The following is a 19,209-nucleotide window of genomic DNA, read 5'->3' as shown; positions in this document are numbered from 1 at the left end:
ATGAAAACAACATATATAGCAATAGTATTAATGATTACAAGTATTATATCATTAAACGCACAAGACAGAAAAAATACATCAACAGCAGGAATTAAAGGTGGATATAATTTATCGTCAGTAAGTTTTGACGGAACTTCAGAAGCAGCAAAATTACACGGATATCATCTTGGTATTTATGTAGAATCTTATATCGGAAAACACCTCTCTATTCAACCAGAAATTTTATACTCAAAACAAGGGTATAAAATTATGGATAACAATGGAACTTATACCCAAAAGTTAGATTACATAAACATTCCTTTGATGTTAAAGTTATATCCTGTAAAAAGTTTCTTTATAGAAGCTGGGCCACAAATAGGTTTTTCTATTTCACATAAAGAAACTTTTGATTCTGGTTTTGTTTTATACGATACTTCAAAAGAGTTTGTCCCTAATAATTTTGATTGGGGAGTTAATCTTGGAGCGGGTTTTAAAAGTGATGAAGGTGTAAGTTTAGGAGCAAGATATCATATCGGTCAAAGTGATATTTATGATCAAGACAAACCTAAAAATAGAGTTTTACAAGTGTATATTGGATTTGAGTTTTAAAAACTAGTAGATAAAAAAGAGAAGTAATTTTACTTCTCTTTTTTTATTAAATTGTCTATTTCTTTAACGTCTCCAGCTTTTAAATCGCCTAGATTTAAATCGCCAATTCTAACTCTAATTAATCGTAAAGTCGGAAAACCAACTGCCGCAGTCATTTTACGAACCTGTCTAAATTTACCTTCGTTTATTGTAATTGAAATCCAACTTGTTGGTCCATGACGTTCATCTCTAATTTTCTGTGTTCTGTTTGGAAAATTTGGTAGAGAAATCAAAGAAGCTTCACACGATTTTGTGGTGTATTTTTTTCCATCAAAACCAATTTCTACACCTATTTTTAAAGCTTCAATTTCTTTTTGAGTAATTATTCCATCAACCTGAACATAATATTCTTTCTCTACTTTTTTACTTCTAATATGTTCGCTTATTTTTCCGTCTGTTGTTAATAACAACAAGCCTTCTGAGTTTACATCCAATCGTCCAATTGCCATGGTTCCTTCAGGGAAATTATACAATTCTCCTAATAATTTTTTCTTCCGTTTGTGCGGATTTACAAACTGAGAAATAGTTCCGTAAGGTTTGTGAAGGATAAAATGATGGTGAGATTTCAAAACTATTTTAATTTATCAGGGTTTTTACCTAACTTTTTTGTTTCTGAATTAACTCTTCTTTCTAGCTTTTTAATATCTTCTTCAGGAGGTAAATTTTCAGGTGTAATACCTCTTTCTAATAAAATTTTTCTAACCGATCTATTATTTGTTATATGTTCTGCAGAAATACTTCTTTCATTTCTTAAATCTTTTTCCTTTGTATTAAAAACGGTAATTTCTGTTGCAAAGTCTTTTGCTTTTATTGTAATAGTTGGAAGATAATCCGCTAAAGCTCTATTATTAGGAATACCTAATTTAGTTTTCATTTGTTGAGTAGATTTACCAAACAAAGCTTGATATCCTTTACTTCGTATTAATCCAAAATTTCTATCATTTCCTGTTTTTTCATAGATTAATTCTGATAAATCTTTTTCTGATAGCGTTAATTTTTGTCTAGCCTGTAATCTCTCCCAATCTTTAATTCTTTGTTCAATTAACTCAAACTTTCTTGTTTGCATTGCAAAATAATTTTGAGCAAACGCAATATTTTCTTTCTTTGAATCCCCATTTTGAGCAATTAAATAACAAGCATATCTTGTTAACATTATATCTTGAATTTCTCTTTTGGTTCCAGATCCTATTTCAACCATTTTCCCGATATCAGGAAAATGGTCTAAAATATCATTACCAGTAACATCACAAGCTATTTTTGCTTTATTAATTACTTTTATAAAATTTTCCCATTTAGAATATCCTAAAAGAAGTTGTAAATCTCTTGCAAACCAAAACTCTATCCCGTTTTCAGTGGTTTGTGAGTGATCTTCAAAATTATGAGCTAAAGTTTTTATTATTTCTTTTTTCATGTTTTTTTATTTTTTATAAAAATACAAAATAGTTGTTAACTATATATTGTCTTTTTTTGTAACTTAGTCGTTCTTATTTTTTAAAAAAATTTATAGCAAAAAGATATGTCAGCAGATAAAGAAAAAACAGCGAAATTAAAAGCATTACAACTTACTTTAGACAAAATGGATAAAGTCTATGGAAAAGGAGCGGTAATGAAAATGGGCGATAGTAAAGTAGAAGATATAGACGCTATTTCTTCTGGTTCTTTAGGATTAGATTTGGCACTAGGCGTTGGTGGTTATCCAAGAGGAAGAGTGATAGAAATTTACGGACCAGAATCTTCTGGTAAAACAACGTTAACACTTCATGCGATTGCAGAAGCACAAAAAGCAGGCGGAATTGCAGCTTTTATTGATGCAGAACACGCATTTGATCGTTTTTATGCAGAAAATTTAGGTGTAGATATAGAGAATTTAATTATTTCTCAGCCAGATTATGGTGAGCAAGCTCTAGAAATTGCTGATAATTTAATTAGCTCTGGAGCAATTGATATTATTGTAATTGATTCTGTTGCTGCATTAACTCCAAAATCAGAAATTGAAGGCGAAATGGGTGATTCTAAAATGGGATTACACGCGCGTTTAATGTCGCAAGCTTTACGTAAATTAACAGGAACCATTTCTAAAACAAAATGTACCGTAATTTTTATCAACCAATTAAGAGAAAAAATTGGTGTAATGTTCGGTAATCCAGAAACCACAACTGGTGGAAATGCATTAAAGTTTTACGCTTCTGTTCGTTTAGATATTCGTAGAAGAACACAAATTAAAGATGGCGATCGTGTTATTGGAAATAGCACAAAAGTAAAGGTGGTAAAAAACAAAGTTGCTCCGCCTTTTCAAATTGCAGAATTTGATATTATGTACGGACAAGGAATTTCTAAAGTTGGTGAGATTTTAGATATTGGAGTAGAATTAGGGATTGTTAAGAAAAGCGGATCTTGGTTTAGTTATGGAGAAACAAAATTAGGTCAAGGAAGAGACGCGGTTAAAGAATTGATAAAAGACAACCCTGAATTATCCGAAGAATTAGAAACAAAAATTAAAGATGCAATAAATAATCAAGATTAAGTATTTTTAAAAGTTCTACTTAATTTAAAAAGCTATTTCAATATTTGAAATAGCTTTTTTACTTTTACATAATGATACAAGTTACACAGCACATTTCTTTACAACCCATAAAAAATACAGATTGTGAGTTGTTGTTTTCTTTAATGAAAGAAATTTATCCGCCAGCATATTCGCATTTTTGGAAAGATAATGGAAGTTGGTATGTGGCCTCTCAATACTCAAAACCTGCTGTTTTAAAAGATTTGTTAGAGGCAAAAAGCGATTATTATTTTATCCTTTTTAAGAATGAAGTTGTTGGAAATTTTCGCATTGTTTGGGATCAAAAACTAGAAGGTTTAACAGCGGAAAAACAGGTTAAATTACATCGTATCTATATCCATCCAAAAACCCAGGGAAACGGAATTGGAAAAAAATTACTTTTTTGGTTGGAAGAAAAAGCAAGAGAAAAGAAGTATAAAATTATCTGGTTAGACGCGATGAATGAACAACCACAAGCTTTTTCTTTTTACAAAAAATTAGGATTTCAATATCACTCTCACGAGTTTTTAAATTTTGATTTATTACAAGAAGAAGTTCGTAAAATGAGTCAATTATATAAAAAGGTGTAGTTTTCTATTTAGAAAACATTTTTACAACCCATAAAATTAAATACAAACCAATACCAAAACCAGCAAATAAAACACATACAACAAAAGCAATTCTAATATTTTGTACTTTCCATCCCAATTTACCACTTAACCACTCAGATACTCCTAAAATCATAATTTTACCTATTTTACTTTATACTAATTTTTTATTTTCCTGTACTTCCAAAACCACCAGCGCCGCGTTCGGTTTCGTTTAAAACCTCAACTTCTTGCCAGTTCACACGTTCGTGTTTTGCAATGACAAGTTGAGCAATACGTTCGCCATCATTAATTACAAAATCGTTGTTCGATAAATTCACTAAAATGACACCAATCTCTCCACGATAATCTGCATCAACAGTTCCAGGAGAGTTTAACACTGTAATTCCTTTTTTAGCAGCCAAACCACTTCTTGGTCTTACTTGTGCTTCAAAACCAATGGGCAAGGCAATAAACAACCCTGTTTTTACAATGGTTCTTTCTAGCGGTTTTAATGTGATTGCTTCTTCAATATTTGCACGTAAATCCATTCCTGCAGAACCTTCGGTTTCGTAAGTTGGAGTTTGGTGTTTTGATGTATTGATAATTTGTACGTTCATAATTTAGCGTTTCAAAAATTGTTTTATGGTTGGTTTTTCCATCAAAAAGACAAGTCCAAAGTAACTAAAAATTGCTGAAATTGAAAACCAACTATTTTCTCTAAATAAACTAAAAGAAACTCCGCATAATGCGGTTGCAAAAAACACATAGCATCCAACTTTTTTTAATTGATAAGGAACGGGATAATGTTTTTTTCCAATAAAATAAGAAACAATCATCATACATCCGTAAGTAATTAAGGTTGCCCAAGCAGAAGCCATAAATCCAATTTTAGGAATCATCAACATGTTAAATACAATGGTAATCATTGCTCCTAAAACCGAAAAATACATTCCGTATTTTGTTTTATCAGTTAGTTTGTACCAAATAGATAAGTTGTTGTAAATTCCTAAAAATAAATTTGCTAATAAGATGATTGGTACAATTTGTAAAGCTTCAAAATACTCTGGTTTTCCTAATAAAACAGCTGCAAAAATATCAATAAAAACCACAACGATTAACATAAATAATGCACCTAAAATGGTAAACCAAGTAAGTATTTTAGCATAGGTTTCTTTGGCATTATTTTTATCGGCGTGATTAAAGAAAAAGGGTTCTGCGCCCAAACGAAAAGCCATAATATAAAGCGTCATAAAAACGCCTAACTTATAACAGGCAGCGTAAATTCCCATTTGCTCTTTTCCTATCAAATCTCCCAGTAAAAGTTTGTCTAAATTTTCATTGGTCACAAAAGCCAAACTTCCTACCATTATAGGTAAACTGTACCGTAACATTTTCTTTAAAAGCTGAAAATCAAAATCGATTTTAAACTTAAAAACAATCGGAAATAAGAGTAAAAATGTGGTGGCACTGGCAACGGTTCCTGCAACAAAAATATGCATCACTTTTGGGTACGAATGGTAATATTCTACGATAAAACTTGGCAAACTAATTTGATGTTTTATCGCATACGGAACAAACCATAAAAAGAACACATTTAACAGTGCAAAAATTAAAATATTTAAGATCTTATAAATGGTAAAACGCATCGGTTTGTTTGCAACACGTAAATATGCGTACGGAACTACAACAAAGGTATCTAAGGTAATGGTCCAAACTAATAATTTAAAAAACAACGGATTTTTAAATCCGAAGAAATCTGAAATTGTAGCACTAAAAAACAACATTGCAATCAAAAACAACAAACTTGTTACCAATAAACTAATAAAAGAAGTAGAAACGATTTTCCCTTTCTCTTTTTCTTTCGAAAAAAAACGAAAAAAGGCCGTTTCCATTCCGTATGTAAGTAACGCGTTAAAATAAGCTGCATAGACGTAATAATCTGTGTTTACTGCGTATTTATCAGCTTCTAAAGTTGAAGTGTGTAGTTTTACCAAAAAGATATTTATAGCTCTTGGCAAAACAGCCGCAATACCATAAATTATGGTGTCTTTAAAAAATCGTTTTAAATTACTCAAAAGAAAAAGTCTTGTACAAATATAATAATTAACGCAAGGTTTGTGCGATAGAACTTTGTTTTATTACATTTGACCACTATAATTAATGTAAATATGAATTCAAATCCTAAAATAGCAGTTTTTGGCGGTGGAAGTTGGGCAACAGCAATTGTTAAAATGCTAACCGAAAATTTAGAAAATGTTGGTTGGTATATGCGCAATGTTTCTGCAATTGAACACATTAAGAAATTCCATAATAATCCAAATTATCTAAGTTCTGCTGAACTAATACCAGAGAAATTAGACATATCTAACGATATAAATTATTTTGTAAGTAATTATGATGTTTTAATATTTGTAATTCCGTCTGCTTTTTTAAAATCTGAACTAGAAAAAATTACCGCATCTTTAGAGGGGAAAACGATATTTTCTGCAATTAAAGGAATTGTACCAGAAACAGGATTAATTATTGGTGAACACTTTCATAAAACCTATAACATTCCTTTAGAAAATATTGGAGTAATTACCGGTCCTTGTCATGCAGAAGAGGTTGCAATGGAACGTTTATCGTACTTAACATTGGCGTGTTTAGATCAAGAAAAAGCCATCATGTTAAGTAAGTTTATAGAAAGCAGTTATATAAAAACAAAGATTTCTGATGATATTATCGGAACTGAATACGCGGCAATGTTAAAAAATATTTATGCGATTGCTGCCGGAATTGCGCATGGTTTAGGGTATGGAGATAATTTTCAATCCGTGTTAATGAGCAATGCAATTAGAGAAATGAAACGCTTTATTAAAAAGGTTCATAAAATGAAGCGAAACATTAATAACTCTGCTTATTTAGGAGATTTATTAGTAACAGGGTATTCTACTTTTAGTAGAAACAGAATGTTTGGAAACATGATAGGAAAAGGCTATACCGTAAAATCTGCACAAATGGAAATGAGTATGGTTGCTGAAGGATATTACGCGACAAAAAGTGCTTTTGAAATCAACCAAAAGAATGGCGCAAAAACACCAATTATTGACGCCGTTTATAATGTTTTATACAACGGAAAAGAAGCAAAAGATCAGTTTGAAAAACTAACGCATAAGTTGAATTAGTTGTTTGTTACATTTAATAACTGAATAAAAAATTTACTTTTTTAATTTAGCATTCAAACGTCTCAATTGCTTCCGACAACAAATATTTTTCTTTAAACAATTCGTTATTTAACGAATTTAATGCTGCTATTTTATCAGTTGTTTTTACCAAAAGGGAAATGTTATAATCACTTCCTCCGTAAGAAATCATTCTAACAGGAATATTTTTTAACGCATTAAAAACCAACGTACTAATTCCTTCTTTTTTCTGGGAAAAATCACCAGCAACACAAATAATACTTAAATCAGAATCTACATTTATTTTACCAAATGGCTCTAATTCTGAAATTATTCCTGAAAGATAAGAAATATCATCGACAGTTAAAGAAATTGCAACTTCAGATGTTGTAATCATGTCAATTGGTGTTTTGTTATTTTCAAAAACCTCAAAAACTTTTTTTAAGAAACCATAAGCCATTAACATGCGGTACGATTTTATTTTAATTGCTGTAATTCCGTCTTTAGCAGCAATGGCTGTAAACCCGTTATTTGCTGTTTTATTTTTAATAATGGTTCCTTTAGAAAGCGGACTAAACGTGTTTTTTAACAACACATTAATATTGTTCTCTTTTGCAGGAATTAAACTCTGCGGATGTAAAATTTTTGCACCAAAATAAGCCAATTCAGCAGCTTCATCAAAAGAAATTTCTTCTAAAGAAAAGGTGTTTTCTACAAATCGCGGATCGTTATTGTGCATTCCGTCAATATCTGTCCAAATCTGAATTTCATCCGCATAAACAGCTGCGCCAATTAACGACGCTGTATAATCACTTCCACCACGTTGTAAATTTGAAATTTCTCCTGCGTCATTTTTACAGATAAAACCTTGAGTAATCCAAAGGTTTTCTGTTGACTTTTGATTCAGTATTGCTGTTAATTGTTCTTTTATTTTTGAAATGTTTGGTTCATTATTCTTCTTAACTTCCATAAAATCGAGCGCAGAAATTAACGTCGAAGAAATGTTAGATTCCTTTAAATATAACGAAACTAAATGGGTAGATAAGATTTCTCCTTGCGCAACGATTGTGTTTTCTAAATTTAAATCAGTGCCTGTTAAACTTCTAAGAAAATTAAATTTTTCGAATACAAACGAAAGCGCTTTGTCTTTGTATTGATTCGTAACAAATAGTTCATTTATTAAAATTTGATATTCGTTTTCTAAGAGTTGTATCAATTCTAAAGTTTGTTTTAATTGCTTCTTTTGAATTGTTTTTGAGATTGCTAACAAAGAGTTTGTGGTGCCAGAAACTGCAGACAAAACAACAATTTTTTGAGACGCACTCGTTGTAATAATTTCAACAACTTTTTTTATGTTTTCTGCATTTCCAACAGAAGTTCCACCAAATTTTAAAACAAGCATTTTATTCATTTTTGCACAAAAAAACAACGAAACACAATCAGTAACAATTTTATTTAATATTTTTACATATTACAACACTGTGTTTAAAATTAAACAGAAATGAAAACCATTCAAGAAGCTGTAGAAAGCACCATCCGAAAAACACCTTTTATAGAAGAAGCGTTGAACGAAAAATTAATCAATGTTTCGTCTTTAGCAAGAGTTATTTTACCAGAAGTTTCAGAATTATTAAAAAAAGAAATAAAAATTGGCGCTGTAATGATGGCGATAAACCGTTTATCTCCAGCAAATGAATTGCGAATTAGAAAGAATATAAAAAAGCTCGCTGCTAATTTAGGAGATTTTATTGTTCGTTCTGATTTGTGTGATTTTACCTTTAAAAACACACCTTCTTTACTAAAAGAAATTGCAAAATTATTAAGCAAAGCTTCTGATAATAACGACTATTTTTTAACGGTTTCTCAAGGAATTTTCGAAAGCAATATTGTAATAAGCAAAAACTTACAAAAATATGTAGAAGACATTTTTAATAAAGAAACCTTAATTCATAATGTGTTAAACTTAGCTTCTATAACGATTAAGTTACCAAAAGATAATTTAGATCAATCTGGCGTTTATTATTTTATATTAAAGCAACTGGCTTGGGCAAACATTCCGTTACAAGAAATTATTTCTACAACACACGAAATGACGATTGTTGTTAAGGAAAAAGATGTAAATGAAACCTTTGCTATTTTAATGGATTTAAAGCTAAACTAAAGCTGTGCAAAAAACAAAAAAAGATCCTTATGCTGCTTTGCGGATAAAAGAATTCAATATTTTTTTATTGGTTCGATTTGCTTTAGTCTTTGGGTGGTCTATGCAATTTATTATTATTGAATGGGAGGTGTATAGCATAACAAAAAACCCTTTGTCTTTAGGAATTATTGGATTGATGGAAGTAATTCCAGCAGTTTCTATGGCACTTTTTGCAGGTCATATTGTAGATCAAAAAGAAAAACGAAATTTACTAGCAATTTGTACTGCTGCTTTTTCGTTGATTAGCTTAGGGTTGTTTTTCTTAACCTTACCAAGTTTTGTAGAAGGTTGGTCGCAACAAACCATTTTGTTTTCCATTTATGCTTTGGTGTTTTTTGGTGGATTTTTACGTTCTTTTTTCGGACCAACAATTTTTTCTTTAATCGCGTTAATCGTTCCTAAAAAATTGTATCCAAACGCTGCAACTTGGAGTAGTTCTACTTGGCAAATGGCGTCGGTTTTAGGACCCGCTTTTGCTGGATTTACAATTGCTTGGATTGGTGTACACTGGTCTTTATGCATTGTATTTTCGCTAGTTTTACTCTCGTTTTTTTTGGTGTTTTTAATCAAAAGAAAACCAATCTTAAACCCAAAAATTGGCGAACCTATTTTCCAAAGTTTAAAAGAAGGAATTCAATTTGTATATAAAACAAAAGCAATTTTAGGAGCCATCACTTTAGACATGATTTCGGTTCTTTTTGGCGGCGCTATTGCATTATTACCAGTGTATGCACAAGATATTTTAAAAGTTGGCCCCGAAGGATTTGGCGCTTTGCGAGCAGCTCCAGCAATTGGTGCTTTTTTAACCATGTTGGTAACTGCGTATATTCCGATCAGTAAAAATGCAGGAATGAAATTATTAGCAGCAATTTTTGGTTTTGGTCTTTGTATTATTGTCTTCGGATTGTCTTCTATTTTTTGGGTTTCAATCGTCGCGTTGTTCTTTAGTGGTGTAACAGACGGAATTTCAATGGTCATTCGTCAAACAATTTTACAATTAAAAACGCCTGATAATATGAGAGGAAGAGTGGCTTCTGTAAACTCAATGTTTGTTGGTTCTTCTAATGAATTGGGTGCTTTTGAAAGTGGATTAACAGCCAAAATTATGGGAACCGTTACTGCTGTTGTTTTTGGGGGAACAATGACTTTAATTACTGTGGCAACAACAGGTTTTGTGAATCCTACGTTAAGAAAATTAGACTTGACTAAAGATTTAGAAGCGCATGAAAATGAAGAGAGTTAATCTAAAATTTTTGTAGGAAATCCATCAATACTAATTTGATTTTTTTCTTTCCAATAGTCTTCTATGCCTTCTTCACCTATTTCTTCTGCCCAATCATTTAATTGGTTTCGTTCTCCTTTGTATTCGTAAAACGGAATCGACATTCCGCAAGAAGTTTGTGCGCTTTCAACATCAATTTCAAAAATTTGACGCGCTCCAGGAGTTTTAGGAAATAAAGAAACTAGGTTTTTCCACTCTTTATCTTTTGGATGAATTGCTTTCCCTTTTCCGTACAAGCGCAAAATATTTGGCGCGCCGTCAAAAGCACAAAATACAATTGTTATTCTATTGTTTTCTAGTAAATGCGCAGCAGTTTCGTTTCCGCTTCCAGTAACACTTAACCACAAAACTTTATTTTCATTTACCACTCTAAAAGAATCCATTCCTTTAGGTGATAGATTTATTCTACCATCTGTTGGAGCTGTTGCCACAAAAAACATTTTTTGTTTTTCAATAAAAAGCTGAAGCCTTTTTGTAATTGATGTATAAAGTTTGGACATGTTCGTTTATAATTAGAGAATAAAAATAGGAATAAACTTCAAAAGAACTCAAATTTTGTTTTAATTAGTATCTTTAAAAAAATTAAAAACTTTCTTTTATGGATTATGGTTTCTTGTCGGTTGTACCACCAATTGTTGCAATTATTTTAGCTCTTAGAACAAAACAAGTGTACATCGCTTTGATATTTGGAATTTGGTTTTCTTGGTTGATTATAAAAGGCTGGAATCCTTTGGATGGAACCTTAGCAATGATAGAAGGATTGGTCAATGTTTTTAAATCCGAAGGAAACACAAGAACCATCATGTTTAGTGCATTGGTTGGCGCATTGTTGATTTTTATTCAATTTTCGAGAGGTGTAGAAGGATTTATCAATATTTTAAATAAATTGATTGTAAAAGTTGAAAAAAAACAAGCTGGTTACAGCAGAGTTATGGTTCAGGTTTTAGCAATGGTAACCGGATTATTATTGTTTGTAGAAACAAGTATTAGCTCATTAACAGTCGGAACATTATACAGACCCATTTTTGATAAATTAAAAATTCCAAGAGAAAAACTCGCATATATTGCCGATTCTAGTTCGGCGCCATCATCCATTTTAATTCCGTTTAATGCTTGGGGAGCGTTTATTATGGGATTATTATTAACACAAGGAATTGACAAGCCTTTTTCTTTGATGATGAGCTCCATTAAATATAATTTTTATCCGTTAATCGCAATTATTACTGTGTTCGTTGTCATTCTTACAAAGAAAGATTGGGGTGCCATGAAAAAAGCCGAAATAAGAACCAAAGAAACTGGTTTATTGATGAACGAGGGTTCAACACCGATGGTTTCTGAAGCAGTAACTTCTTTTCCGCCAAAAGAAGGAATCGAAGCAAAAGCATATAATATGATTGTTCCGTTAGCGGTAATGGTTTTTATGATGCCAATTAATTTGATATACACAGGTTGGGGCGCAGTAAAAACATCCACATCTTTTTTAAATCACGCTTCACAAGCAATTGGAAATGGTTCTGGTTCTTCATCTGTTTTGTACGCGGTAATTACTTCTTTGTTGGTAGCAATAGTGATGTATTTTATCCAAGGAATTATGAAACCAAAAGAAGCGGTAGATTTAACTTTAAAAGGAATTAGCGAATTAATGCCATTAGCGTTGTTAATGTTGTTGGCTTTTGCAATTGGCGATGCGTGTAAAGAATTAGAAACGGGCGTTTATGTTGCCAATGCAACCAAAGAATGGCTGTCGCCAGAATTATTACCGGCAGTTGTTTTTGTAATTAGTTCGTTTATTGCGTTTTCTACAGGAACTTCTTGGGGAACTTTTGCAATTATGATGGCAATTTCAATTCCGATGGCAAACATTCACGGAGCAGATGTTACAATTATTGTTGCAGCAACATTGGGAGGTGGAATTTTTGGAGACCATTGCTCACCAATTTCAGACACGTCCATAATATCATCCATGGCTTCTGCGAGTGATCATATAGATCATGTAAAAACACAAATGCCGTATGCGTTAATTGGCGGTGTAATTACAACCTTATTGTATTTAATTATTGGGTTTTTAGGGTAATTTCTACAGACTAATATCATTTCTAAACGAGCTTTTTTTAGCGATTGAGAAATCTAAAGAAGTATAATTTCAATGAGATTTTTCCTCATTCTTCGTTCGGAATGACATTTAGGTTTTTTAAAAAAGTAGAAATCACTTAAAGTGACAACGTGTTCATCAAAACGAATTGTTATTGTATTGTCAGTTCGAGTGTTTTTTATTGAAACAAAGTGGAAATAAAAATGTATCGAGAACATCATCTACTCAGCTAAAATTCCCCGTTTATTCAATTCAGGAATCATGCGTAAAGCACCTTCTTTAACCGTGTCTTTTTCAAAGACAAAAGTTTTATCGTGCAAAGTATTTTCTTCAAAAAAAGTAACTTGAAAACGATTGTTTAACTTGAATAATTCTGGTTGAATAAACTCCACTTTTGCAAAAGAATTTGCAGGTAGTTTATCAATCTTTTTACGCAATAAAGACGTGGTTTTTGTTTCGTTAAATCCTTGAGAAACAATGACAACCATTTCTAAACCAATGTCTTTTTTGTTGATGATGTAAATGTTCCAATCATCTGTTTTATAAAGATCGTTGTATTCATAAACAACAGCAATTTCTATACCGGTAACTTCTGGAATTGTAATGTCTTTTTTCATTTTATGAGGCGAAGGGTTTTAGGTTAAAGGCTAAGGTACTTTTAACCATTAAGCTTTTACCTTTTATATTACCGACTTAAACTGTTCTAAGAAACGTTTGTCGTTTTCGTAAAACATTCTAATATCCGGAATTTGATACAACAACATAGCAATACGCTCAATTCCCATTCCGAATGCATATCCAGAATATTTTGTTGGATCAATATTAGCATTTTTAAGCACGTTTGGATCAACCATTCCGCAACCCATAATTTCTAACCAACCAGTTCCTTTGGTAATTCTGTAATCAGTTTCAGTTTCTAATCCCCAATAAATATCTACTTCTGCACTTGGCTCGGTAAACGGGAAATAAGACGGACGTAAACGAATTTTAGACTTCCCAAACATTTCTTTGGTAAAGTATAAAAGCGTTTGTTTTAAATCAGCAAATGAAACATCAGTATCTATATACAAACCCTCTACTTGATGAAAAATACAATGCGCTCTGGCAGAAATATCTTCATTTCTAAAAACTCTTCCCGGAGAAATGGTTCTTATTGGTGGTGTATTATTTTCCATATAGCGAACTTGCACAGAAGACGTGTGCGTTCTTAATAAGATATCTGGGTTTTGTTCAATAAAAAAAGTATCCTGCATGTCTCTTGCCGGATGATATTCAGGTAAGTTTAAAGCAGTAAAATTATGCCAATCGTCTTCAATTTCTGGACCTTCAGAGACGGTAAAACCAATTCTGTTAAAAACGTCAATAATTTGATTTTTCACCAACGAAATTGGATGACGAGAACCTAATTCTATTGGTTCAGAAGGACGAGATAAATCGCCATAAATGTTTTTTTCTTCAGCAGAATTATCTAGGCTATCGTTTAATTCAGCTACTTTTTCTTCAGCAGATTTTTTCAAGGTGTTTAATGCTTGTCCAAAATCTTTACGTAAGGCAGCATCTACATTTTTAAACTCGGCAAACAAATTTTTTAATAAACCTTTGCTTCCTAAATATTTTATCCTGAAAGCCTCAACCTCTTCCTTAGAAGTTGCTTTAAAAGCTTTTACATCACCAATCAGTTCTTTTACTCTATCTAACATTTTATTTTTTAAAATAAGTAGTTTGCAAATTTATGATTTTTAAACGAAACAAAATAGAGCAAAGCAAAAGAGTTCGTTAGAAGTAAAATAAAATTCAGTTTTAATTTTAAAGATTTGAAAAAGAGTTATATTTGCCCTTATAAATTAATCAAATTTCAAATAAAAATAGATTTAAAACCTATGGAATCTAAAATAAATGCTTTTATGGATTACGTAAAGGAACGTAATTCTAACGAACCAGAATTTTTACAAGCTGTACACGAAGTGGCAGAAACTGTAATTCCGTTTATAGAAAACAATTCTAAATATCAAGGAAAAAAATTGTTAGAAAGAATGGTTGAGCCAGAAAGGACAATTTTATTTAGAGTTCCTTGGGTTGATGATAGCGGAGAAATACAAGTAAACAGAGGTTATAGAGTTGAATTTAATTCAGCAATTGGACCTTACAAAGGTGGTTTGCGTTTTCATCCATCAGTAAATATATCCATTTTAAAATTCTTAGGATTCGAACAAGTCTTTAAAAACTCTTTAACAACTTTACCAATGGGTGGAGGAAAAGGAGGTTCAGATTTTAATCCAAAAGGAAAATCAGACAGAGAAGTAATGGCATTTTGTCAAGCGTTTATGTCAGAATTATTCCGTCATATTGGAGCAAATACAGATGTACCTGCTGGAGATATTGGTGTTGGAGGAAGAGAAATCGGATTTATGTTCGGTCAATATAAAAAATTACGCAACGAATTTGTTGGAGTTTTAACAGGAAAAGGTTCTGCTTGGGGAGGTTCTTTAATTAGACCAGAAGCAACAGGATATGGAAATGTGTATTTTGCACAAAACATGTTAAAAACAAAAGGAGATTCTTTTGATGGAAAAACAGTTGTAGTTTCTGGATCTGGAAATGTTGCTCAATACGCTACACAAAAAGCGACAGAATTAGGCGCAAAAGTAGTAACGATGTCAGATTCTTCTGGATATATTTATGATGCAGACGGAATTGACGCTGAGAAATTAGCTTTTGTGATGGAAATTAAAAATATTCGTAGAGGAAGAATCAACGAATATGTAACGAAATATCCAAATGCAAAATTCTTTGGAGGAGAAAGACCTTGGGGAATAAAATGTGATATTGCTTTACCTTGTGCAACTCAAAACGAGTTAAATGGTGATGAAGCAAAAACATTGGTAGCAAATGGATCTATCTGTGTTTCTGAAGGTGCAAACATGCCTTCTACTCCAGAAGCGATTGAAGTTTTTCAAAAAGAGAAAATTTTATTTGCGCCAGGAAAAGCATCAAATGCTGGTGGAGTTGCAACATCTGGTTTAGAAATGAGTCAAAATTCTTTACGTTTTAACTGGACAAGAGAAGAAGTTGACGCAAAATTACATCAAATTATGAATGATATTCACGCTTCTTGTGTTGAATATGGATCCCAAGCAGATGGTTATGTAGATTACGTAAAAGGAGCAAATGTTGCTGGTTTCGTAAAAGTTGCCGATGCAATGTTAGATCAAGGAGTGGTTTAAAAACTAACACTATATTTATAAAAAACGCATCAAATTTTGATGCGTTTTTTGTTTTTACAAAATTAAACGTAATCTTTGGCAATAGTAACGACCAATCATACTTTATAAATTATGAGTCTTCTTTTACACTTTCTTTTTGGGTTTGTTTTTTCATTTATCGGCTCCATAACGCCAAGTATGTTAAACATGACGGCATTAAAAATTAGTTTAGAGAAAAATAAAAAAGAAGCCAATTACTATTCCTTAGGTGTTTCTTTGGTTGTTTTTATACAAGCCTATATTGCCATTCTGTTAACAAAATATATTTCTCAAAACCCAACAATTTTAGAAAGTTTAGAAAAAGGAGGTATTGTTATTTTCTTTTTATTGTCAATTTATTTTTTCAAACAATCTAAAAGTAAAAAACAAGAAGCCAAAGCAAGTAAAGACCGGAAAGGAAATTCTTTTTTATCAGGAATTTTATTGTCTTTATTAAACATGTTTTCGATTCCTTTTTTCTGTGGAACCGCAACAACTTTAGAAATGCTTAATTTAATGAGTTTTGATACTTTTTCGATTGTGTTTTTTAGTATTGGCTCTACAATTGGTACTTTTTGTATTCTGTTTTTGTATGTAAAATACGCAAAGAAGATTCAGAAGAAAACGGGAAAATTTACAAAAGATATTAGTTTGATATTAAGTGTTATAACTGGATTAGTTGCTATTTTTATGTTGATAAAAAATGTTGTTTTAAATGGATAAAAAATGAACACAATTCTTGAAGGAAAACACAACAAACCAATTTTGGTTGATGTTTTTTACAAAGAGTCAAATCAACCAAAACCAATACTAATTTTTTGTCATGGTTACAAAGGGTTTAAAGATTGGGGAGCTTGGAATTTGATGGCAAAAACATTTGCAGAAGCTGGTTTTTTCTTTGTAAAATTCAATTTTTCTCACAATGGCGGAACGGTAAATCAACCAATTGATTTTCCAGATTTAGAAGCTTTTGGAAATAATAATTACACCAAAGAATTAGACGATTTAGAAACGGTTATTGATTGGGTTTGTAATAATAACGCTTTTAAAAACGAAGTTGATTTAAAGAATATTTCATTAATCGGACATAGCAGAGCTGGTGGAATTGTAACGATAAAAGCTGAAGAAGACGTTAGAATTTCTAAGGTAATTTCTTTGGCTGGAGTTTGTGATTTTGGAAAAAGAACAGCCACTTCTGGCGACTTAGAACAATGGAAAAAAGACGGCGTAAAATATGTTGAAAATAGAAGAACAAAACAACAAATGCCCCATTTTTATCAGTTTTATGAAGACTTTAAACAAAATGAAAACCGATTGACAATTCAGCGGGCAGTTGCTAATTTAAAAATCCCGTATTTAATCATTCATGGCAATAATGACACGTCTGTTTTTATAGATGAAGCCAAACAATTACATTCTTGGAATCCAAAAAGTCAATTAGAAATAATTGAAAATGCGAATCATGTTTTTAACACTTCTCATCCTTGGGAAAAAGAAATTTTATCTAAAGAATTAAAGAAAGCAACACAACTTTGTATTGATTTTTTGAAGTAATCTGTAAAATTAGAGTAGAGATTAAAGATCACTTCGTTGTTAGAAAAAAGACAAAAAAACTCTAGTTGTCATTTCGAGCGTAGTGTAACGAAGTCGAGAAATCTTATGGTAAGATTCCTCCTCATGCTTCGTTCGGAATGACAGTTCTTTGTCATTTTCGCGTTGATGGAATCCATTATTTTAAATTTTTTAAAAATACTCTGAAAACATAAGAATTTAAATTTTCTCAGTATAGATTCCTGCTTTCGCAGGAATGACAAATAATAACTTTTCCGTACTTTCGAAAGATGGAATTGCAACCACCTTTTAGAAAGATTATTCATGTTGATATGGATGCATTTTATGCGTCGGTAGAACAATTAGATAACCCTGATTTAAGAGGAAAACCGTTAGCGGTTGGAGGAAATGAAATTCGTGGAGTGGTTTCTGCGGCAAGTTATGAAGCTAGAAAATTTGGTGTAAGATCTGCAATGAGCGGAGCTTTAGCAAAACAAAAATGTCCGCATTTATTATTTGTTCCACCTCGTTTTGCTCGATACAAAGAAATATCAGCAAAAATTAGAGCCCTTTTTTATGACTATACAGATTTGGTTGAACCGCTTTCCTTAGATGAAGCGTATTTAGATGTTACCGAAAACAAAAAAGGAAATCCGTCTGCTAGTTTAATTGCAAAAGAAATTAGACAACGCATTTGGGACGAAGTAGAATTACGAGCATCCGCAGGAATTTCTATCAATAAATTTATTGCTAAAGTAGCTTCGGACATTAACAAGCCAAACGGGCAAAAAACGGTAAATCCAGAAGAGGTAATTCTATTTTTAGAAGAATTATCTATCAATAAATTCTATGGTATTGGAAAAGTTACTGCAGCAAAAATGCACAACCACGGAATTTTTAAAGGCAGCGATTTAAAACAAAAAACCAAAGAAGAATTGATAACATTGTTTGGAAAATCTGGCGGACAGTATTATCATATTGTTAGAGGAATTCACAACAGCGAAGTAAAGGCAAATCGCATCAGAAAATCAATTGCAGCAGAACGGACATTTAATGAAAACATTTCGTCAGAAGTCTTTATGGTAGAGCGATTAGAACACATTGCAAAAGAACTAGAACGACGAATGTTGAAATCGAATACCAAAGGAAAAACCATCACTTTAAAAATAAAATACAGCGATTTTACACAGCAAACAAGAAGCAAAACAGTTGCTTTTTTTATGCAAACAAAAGAGGAGTTTTTTCCAGTTGTAAAAGAGTTGTTGTATCAAGAAAAGTTAAAAAACTCGGTTCGATTATTAGGTTTATCTTTCGGTAATTTAAACACCGAAAAAAACACACCAGTATTCGTGCAATTGAAATTTGATTTTTGAGACGCTTAGCGTCTTTTGAATATAATCAGCAGGATGTCATTCCTGTGAAAACAGTAATTCATAAAACATGAACATAAAAATTACAAGAACAAATTCGAAAAACACAGATTTTATCAATTTGATAAAAGACTTAGATGCGTATTTAAAAATCACGGACGGAGAAGATCATGATTTTTACAATCAGTATAACCATATTGATGTTATTAAATATGTTGTTGTCGTTTATTTAGATATTGAAAGAAGTTCAGAAAAAGCTAAGATTCCTGTTGGTTGTGGCGCCATCAAACATTTTGATACTGATACGGTTGAAGTAAAAAGAATGTTTGTAGGTGCTAAGCAGAGAGGTTTAGGAATTGCACCTAAAATTTTGAACGAATTAGAAAATTGGGCAAAAGAATTAGGCTATAAAAAATGTATTTTAGAAACGGGAGAACGACAAGTTGAAGCGGTAAAATTATATCAAAAATGCAATTACAAACGGATGAATACAAACTATGGACAATACAAAGGTGTTGTAAAAAGTTTGTGTTTTGAGAAAAATATATAGCA

21 protein-coding genes are annotated in these 19,209 nt (G+C 31.7%); 12 read left to right on the top strand and 9 right to left on the bottom strand.

Features of this window, described 5'->3' with window-relative positions; all coding sequences use genetic code 11:
- A complete protein-coding gene (locus KCTC32516_RS04150; protein WP_301402176.1) occupies nt 1-588 on the top strand; it encodes a porin family protein in 588 nt (195 codons plus the stop codon).
- Between the two features lie 29 nt (nt 589-617).
- Here KCTC32516_RS04150 and KCTC32516_RS04145 read toward each other — a convergent pair whose 3' ends face one another.
- Nucleotides 618-1,196 (bottom strand): pseudouridine synthase, encoded by a 579-nt coding sequence (locus KCTC32516_RS04145; protein WP_301402175.1) that lies wholly within the window; start codon nt 1,194-1,196, stop codon nt 618-620.
- 2 nt (nt 1,197-1,198) lie between these two features.
- On the bottom strand, nt 1,199-2,038 hold the full coding sequence (gene dinD / locus KCTC32516_RS04140) for a DNA damage-inducible protein D (RefSeq protein WP_301402173.1): 840 nt from the start codon (nt 2,036-2,038) through the stop codon (nt 1,199-1,201).
- A gap of 105 nt (nt 2,039-2,143) precedes the next feature.
- Here dinD and recA point away from each other — a divergent pair, with 105 nt between their 5' ends.
- Together recA and KCTC32516_RS04130 are read left to right on the top strand one after the other, a co-directional pair.
- Nucleotides 2,144-3,151 carry a recombinase RecA gene (gene recA / locus KCTC32516_RS04135; RefSeq protein WP_301402172.1) on the top strand — a complete coding sequence of 336 codons (1,008 nt, stop codon included), beginning with the start codon at nt 2,144-2,146 and terminating at the stop codon, nt 3,149-3,151.
- A 71-nt stretch (nt 3,152-3,222) separates the two neighbouring features.
- The gene (locus KCTC32516_RS04130; protein WP_301402169.1) at nt 3,223-3,759 is read left to right on the top strand and encodes a GNAT family N-acetyltransferase; all 537 of its coding nucleotides are present in this window, start codon (nt 3,223-3,225) and stop codon (nt 3,757-3,759) included.
- 4 nt (nt 3,760-3,763) lie between these two features.
- On the opposite strand, the gene KCTC32516_RS04125 is transcribed toward KCTC32516_RS04130, so the two are convergent.
- Genes KCTC32516_RS04125 through KCTC32516_RS04115 form a run of 3 tightly spaced genes read right to left on the bottom strand, consistent with a single transcriptional unit; the run spans nt 3,764 to nt 5,834 of the window.
- The gene (locus KCTC32516_RS04125; RefSeq protein ID WP_301402168.1) at nt 3,764-3,913 is read right to left on the bottom strand and encodes a PspC domain-containing protein; all 150 of its coding nucleotides are present in this window, start codon (nt 3,911-3,913) and stop codon (nt 3,764-3,766) included.
- A gap of 31 nt (nt 3,914-3,944) precedes the next feature.
- Nucleotides 3,945-4,376, bottom strand: coding sequence for a dUTP diphosphatase (dut, locus tag KCTC32516_RS04120; protein ID WP_301402166.1), 432 nt, complete (start codon nt 4,374-4,376; stop codon nt 3,945-3,947).
- A gap of 3 nt (nt 4,377-4,379) precedes the next feature.
- Nucleotides 4,380-5,834 (bottom strand): oligosaccharide flippase family protein, encoded by a 1,455-nt coding sequence (locus KCTC32516_RS04115; protein WP_301402164.1) that lies wholly within the window; start codon nt 5,832-5,834, stop codon nt 4,380-4,382.
- Between the two features lie 93 nt (nt 5,835-5,927).
- On the opposite strand from KCTC32516_RS04115, the gene KCTC32516_RS04110 reads away from it, so the two are divergent.
- Entirely contained in the window at nt 5,928-6,923 is a 996-nt protein-coding gene (locus KCTC32516_RS04110; protein WP_301402163.1) for an NAD(P)H-dependent glycerol-3-phosphate dehydrogenase, read from the top strand.
- A gap of 46 nt (nt 6,924-6,969) precedes the next feature.
- Here KCTC32516_RS04110 and KCTC32516_RS04105 read toward each other — a convergent pair whose 3' ends face one another.
- Nucleotides 6,970-8,322, bottom strand: coding sequence for an aspartate kinase (locus KCTC32516_RS04105; protein WP_301402162.1), 1,353 nt, complete (start codon nt 8,320-8,322; stop codon nt 6,970-6,972).
- Nucleotides 8,323-8,421: 99 nt separating this feature from the next.
- Here KCTC32516_RS04105 and KCTC32516_RS04100 point away from each other — a divergent pair, with 99 nt between their 5' ends.
- On the top strand, nt 8,422-9,081 hold the full coding sequence (locus KCTC32516_RS04100; protein WP_301402161.1) for a hypothetical protein: 660 nt from the start codon (nt 8,422-8,424) through the stop codon (nt 9,079-9,081).
- Nucleotides 9,082-9,085: 4 nt separating this feature from the next.
- Complete coding sequence (locus tag KCTC32516_RS04095) at nt 9,086-10,363, top strand: MFS transporter (protein ID WP_301402159.1); 1,278 nt, start codon at nt 9,086-9,088, stop codon at nt 10,361-10,363.
- Here the strand turns inward: KCTC32516_RS04095 and KCTC32516_RS04090 are convergent.
- Nucleotides 10,360-10,902 (bottom strand): pyridoxamine 5'-phosphate oxidase family protein, encoded by a 543-nt coding sequence (locus tag KCTC32516_RS04090; RefSeq protein ID WP_301402158.1) that lies wholly within the window; start codon nt 10,900-10,902, stop codon nt 10,360-10,362. The two genes, KCTC32516_RS04095 and KCTC32516_RS04090, sit on opposite strands and share 4 nt — an antisense overlap.
- Before the next feature lie 98 nt (nt 10,903-11,000).
- Between KCTC32516_RS04090 and KCTC32516_RS04085 the strand changes: the two genes are divergently transcribed.
- On the top strand, nt 11,001-12,476 hold the full coding sequence (locus KCTC32516_RS04085) for a Na+/H+ antiporter NhaC family protein (protein ID WP_301402157.1): 1,476 nt from the start codon (nt 11,001-11,003) through the stop codon (nt 12,474-12,476).
- Between the two features lie 239 nt (nt 12,477-12,715).
- On the opposite strand, the gene KCTC32516_RS04080 is transcribed toward KCTC32516_RS04085, so the two are convergent.
- The gene (locus KCTC32516_RS04080) at nt 12,716-13,111 is read right to left on the bottom strand and encodes a hypothetical protein (RefSeq protein ID WP_301402156.1); all 396 of its coding nucleotides are present in this window, start codon (nt 13,109-13,111) and stop codon (nt 12,716-12,718) included.
- Nucleotides 13,112-13,174: 63 nt separating this feature from the next.
- On the bottom strand, nt 13,175-14,194 hold the full coding sequence (gene pheS / locus KCTC32516_RS04075; RefSeq protein ID WP_301402155.1) for a phenylalanine--tRNA ligase subunit alpha: 1,020 nt from the start codon (nt 14,192-14,194) through the stop codon (nt 13,175-13,177).
- A gap of 180 nt (nt 14,195-14,374) precedes the next feature.
- Here pheS and gdhA point away from each other — a divergent pair, with 180 nt between their 5' ends.
- From gdhA to KCTC32516_RS04050, 5 genes are all read left to right on the top strand, one after another.
- A complete protein-coding gene (gene gdhA / locus KCTC32516_RS04070; RefSeq protein WP_301402154.1) occupies nt 14,375-15,718 on the top strand; it encodes an NADP-specific glutamate dehydrogenase in 1,344 nt (447 codons plus the stop codon).
- Between the two features lie 111 nt (nt 15,719-15,829).
- A complete protein-coding gene (locus KCTC32516_RS04065) occupies nt 15,830-16,459 on the top strand; it encodes a LysE family translocator (protein WP_301402153.1) in 630 nt (209 codons plus the stop codon).
- A 3-nt stretch (nt 16,460-16,462) separates the two neighbouring features.
- Nucleotides 16,463-17,290 (top strand): alpha/beta hydrolase family protein, encoded by an 828-nt coding sequence (locus KCTC32516_RS04060; protein WP_301402152.1) that lies wholly within the window; start codon nt 16,463-16,465, stop codon nt 17,288-17,290.
- Nucleotides 17,291-17,577: 287 nt separating this feature from the next.
- A complete protein-coding gene (dinB, locus tag KCTC32516_RS04055) occupies nt 17,578-18,660 on the top strand; it encodes a DNA polymerase IV (RefSeq protein ID WP_301402151.1) in 1,083 nt (360 codons plus the stop codon).
- A gap of 67 nt (nt 18,661-18,727) precedes the next feature.
- A complete protein-coding gene (locus tag KCTC32516_RS04050) occupies nt 18,728-19,207 on the top strand; it encodes a GNAT family N-acetyltransferase (protein ID WP_301402150.1) in 480 nt (159 codons plus the stop codon).
- Nucleotides 19,208-19,209 lie beyond the last annotated feature (2 nt).

The sequence above is a fragment of the Polaribacter huanghezhanensis genome (assembly GCF_030444335.1).
Lineage (GTDB): Bacteria > Bacteroidota > Bacteroidia > Flavobacteriales > Flavobacteriaceae > Polaribacter > Polaribacter huanghezhanensis.
Note: the sequence above shows the minus strand (reverse complement) of the source record. Positions and strands in the feature narration are given on the sequence as shown.

Excerpts from the sequence above, each read along its gene's own strand:
- KCTC32516_RS04080 (WP_301402156.1), bottom strand. The coding sequence starts at position 13,111 with ATGAAAAAAGACATTACAATTCCAGAAGTTACCGGTATAGAAATTGCT.
- KCTC32516_RS04130 (WP_301402169.1), top strand. The coding sequence starts at position 3,223 with ATGATACAAGTTACACAGCACATTTCTTTACAACCCATAAAAAATACA.
- KCTC32516_RS04085 (WP_301402157.1), top strand. The coding sequence starts at position 11,001 with ATGGATTATGGTTTCTTGTCGGTTGTACCACCAATTGTTGCAATTATT.
- KCTC32516_RS04100 (WP_301402161.1), top strand. The coding sequence starts at position 8,422 with ATGAAAACCATTCAAGAAGCTGTAGAAAGCACCATCCGAAAAACACCT.
- gdhA (WP_301402154.1), top strand. The coding sequence starts at position 14,375 with ATGGAATCTAAAATAAATGCTTTTATGGATTACGTAAAGGAACGTAAT.
- dut (WP_301402166.1), bottom strand. The coding sequence starts at position 4,376 with ATGAACGTACAAATTATCAATACATCAAAACACCAAACTCCAACTTAC.
- KCTC32516_RS04105 (WP_301402162.1), bottom strand. The coding sequence starts at position 8,322 with ATGCTTGTTTTAAAATTTGGTGGAACTTCTGTTGGAAATGCAGAAAAC.
- KCTC32516_RS04110 (WP_301402163.1), top strand. The coding sequence starts at position 5,928 with ATGAATTCAAATCCTAAAATAGCAGTTTTTGGCGGTGGAAGTTGGGCA.
- dinD (WP_301402173.1), bottom strand. The coding sequence starts at position 2,038 with ATGAAAAAAGAAATAATAAAAACTTTAGCTCATAATTTTGAAGATCAC.
- KCTC32516_RS04125 (WP_301402168.1), bottom strand. The coding sequence starts at position 3,913 with ATGATTTTAGGAGTATCTGAGTGGTTAAGTGGTAAATTGGGATGGAAA.
- recA (WP_301402172.1), top strand. The coding sequence starts at position 2,144 with ATGTCAGCAGATAAAGAAAAAACAGCGAAATTAAAAGCATTACAACTT.
- KCTC32516_RS04150 (WP_301402176.1), top strand. The coding sequence starts at position 1 with ATGAAAACAACATATATAGCAATAGTATTAATGATTACAAGTATTATA.
- KCTC32516_RS04050 (WP_301402150.1), top strand. The coding sequence starts at position 18,728 with ATGAACATAAAAATTACAAGAACAAATTCGAAAAACACAGATTTTATC.
- KCTC32516_RS04090 (WP_301402158.1), bottom strand. The coding sequence starts at position 10,902 with ATGTCCAAACTTTATACATCAATTACAAAAAGGCTTCAGCTTTTTATT.
- KCTC32516_RS04065 (WP_301402153.1), top strand. The coding sequence starts at position 15,830 with ATGAGTCTTCTTTTACACTTTCTTTTTGGGTTTGTTTTTTCATTTATC.
- dinB (WP_301402151.1), top strand. The coding sequence starts at position 17,578 with ATGGAATTGCAACCACCTTTTAGAAAGATTATTCATGTTGATATGGAT.
- KCTC32516_RS04060 (WP_301402152.1), top strand. The coding sequence starts at position 16,463 with ATGAACACAATTCTTGAAGGAAAACACAACAAACCAATTTTGGTTGAT.
- pheS (WP_301402155.1), bottom strand. The coding sequence starts at position 14,194 with ATGTTAGATAGAGTAAAAGAACTGATTGGTGATGTAAAAGCTTTTAAA.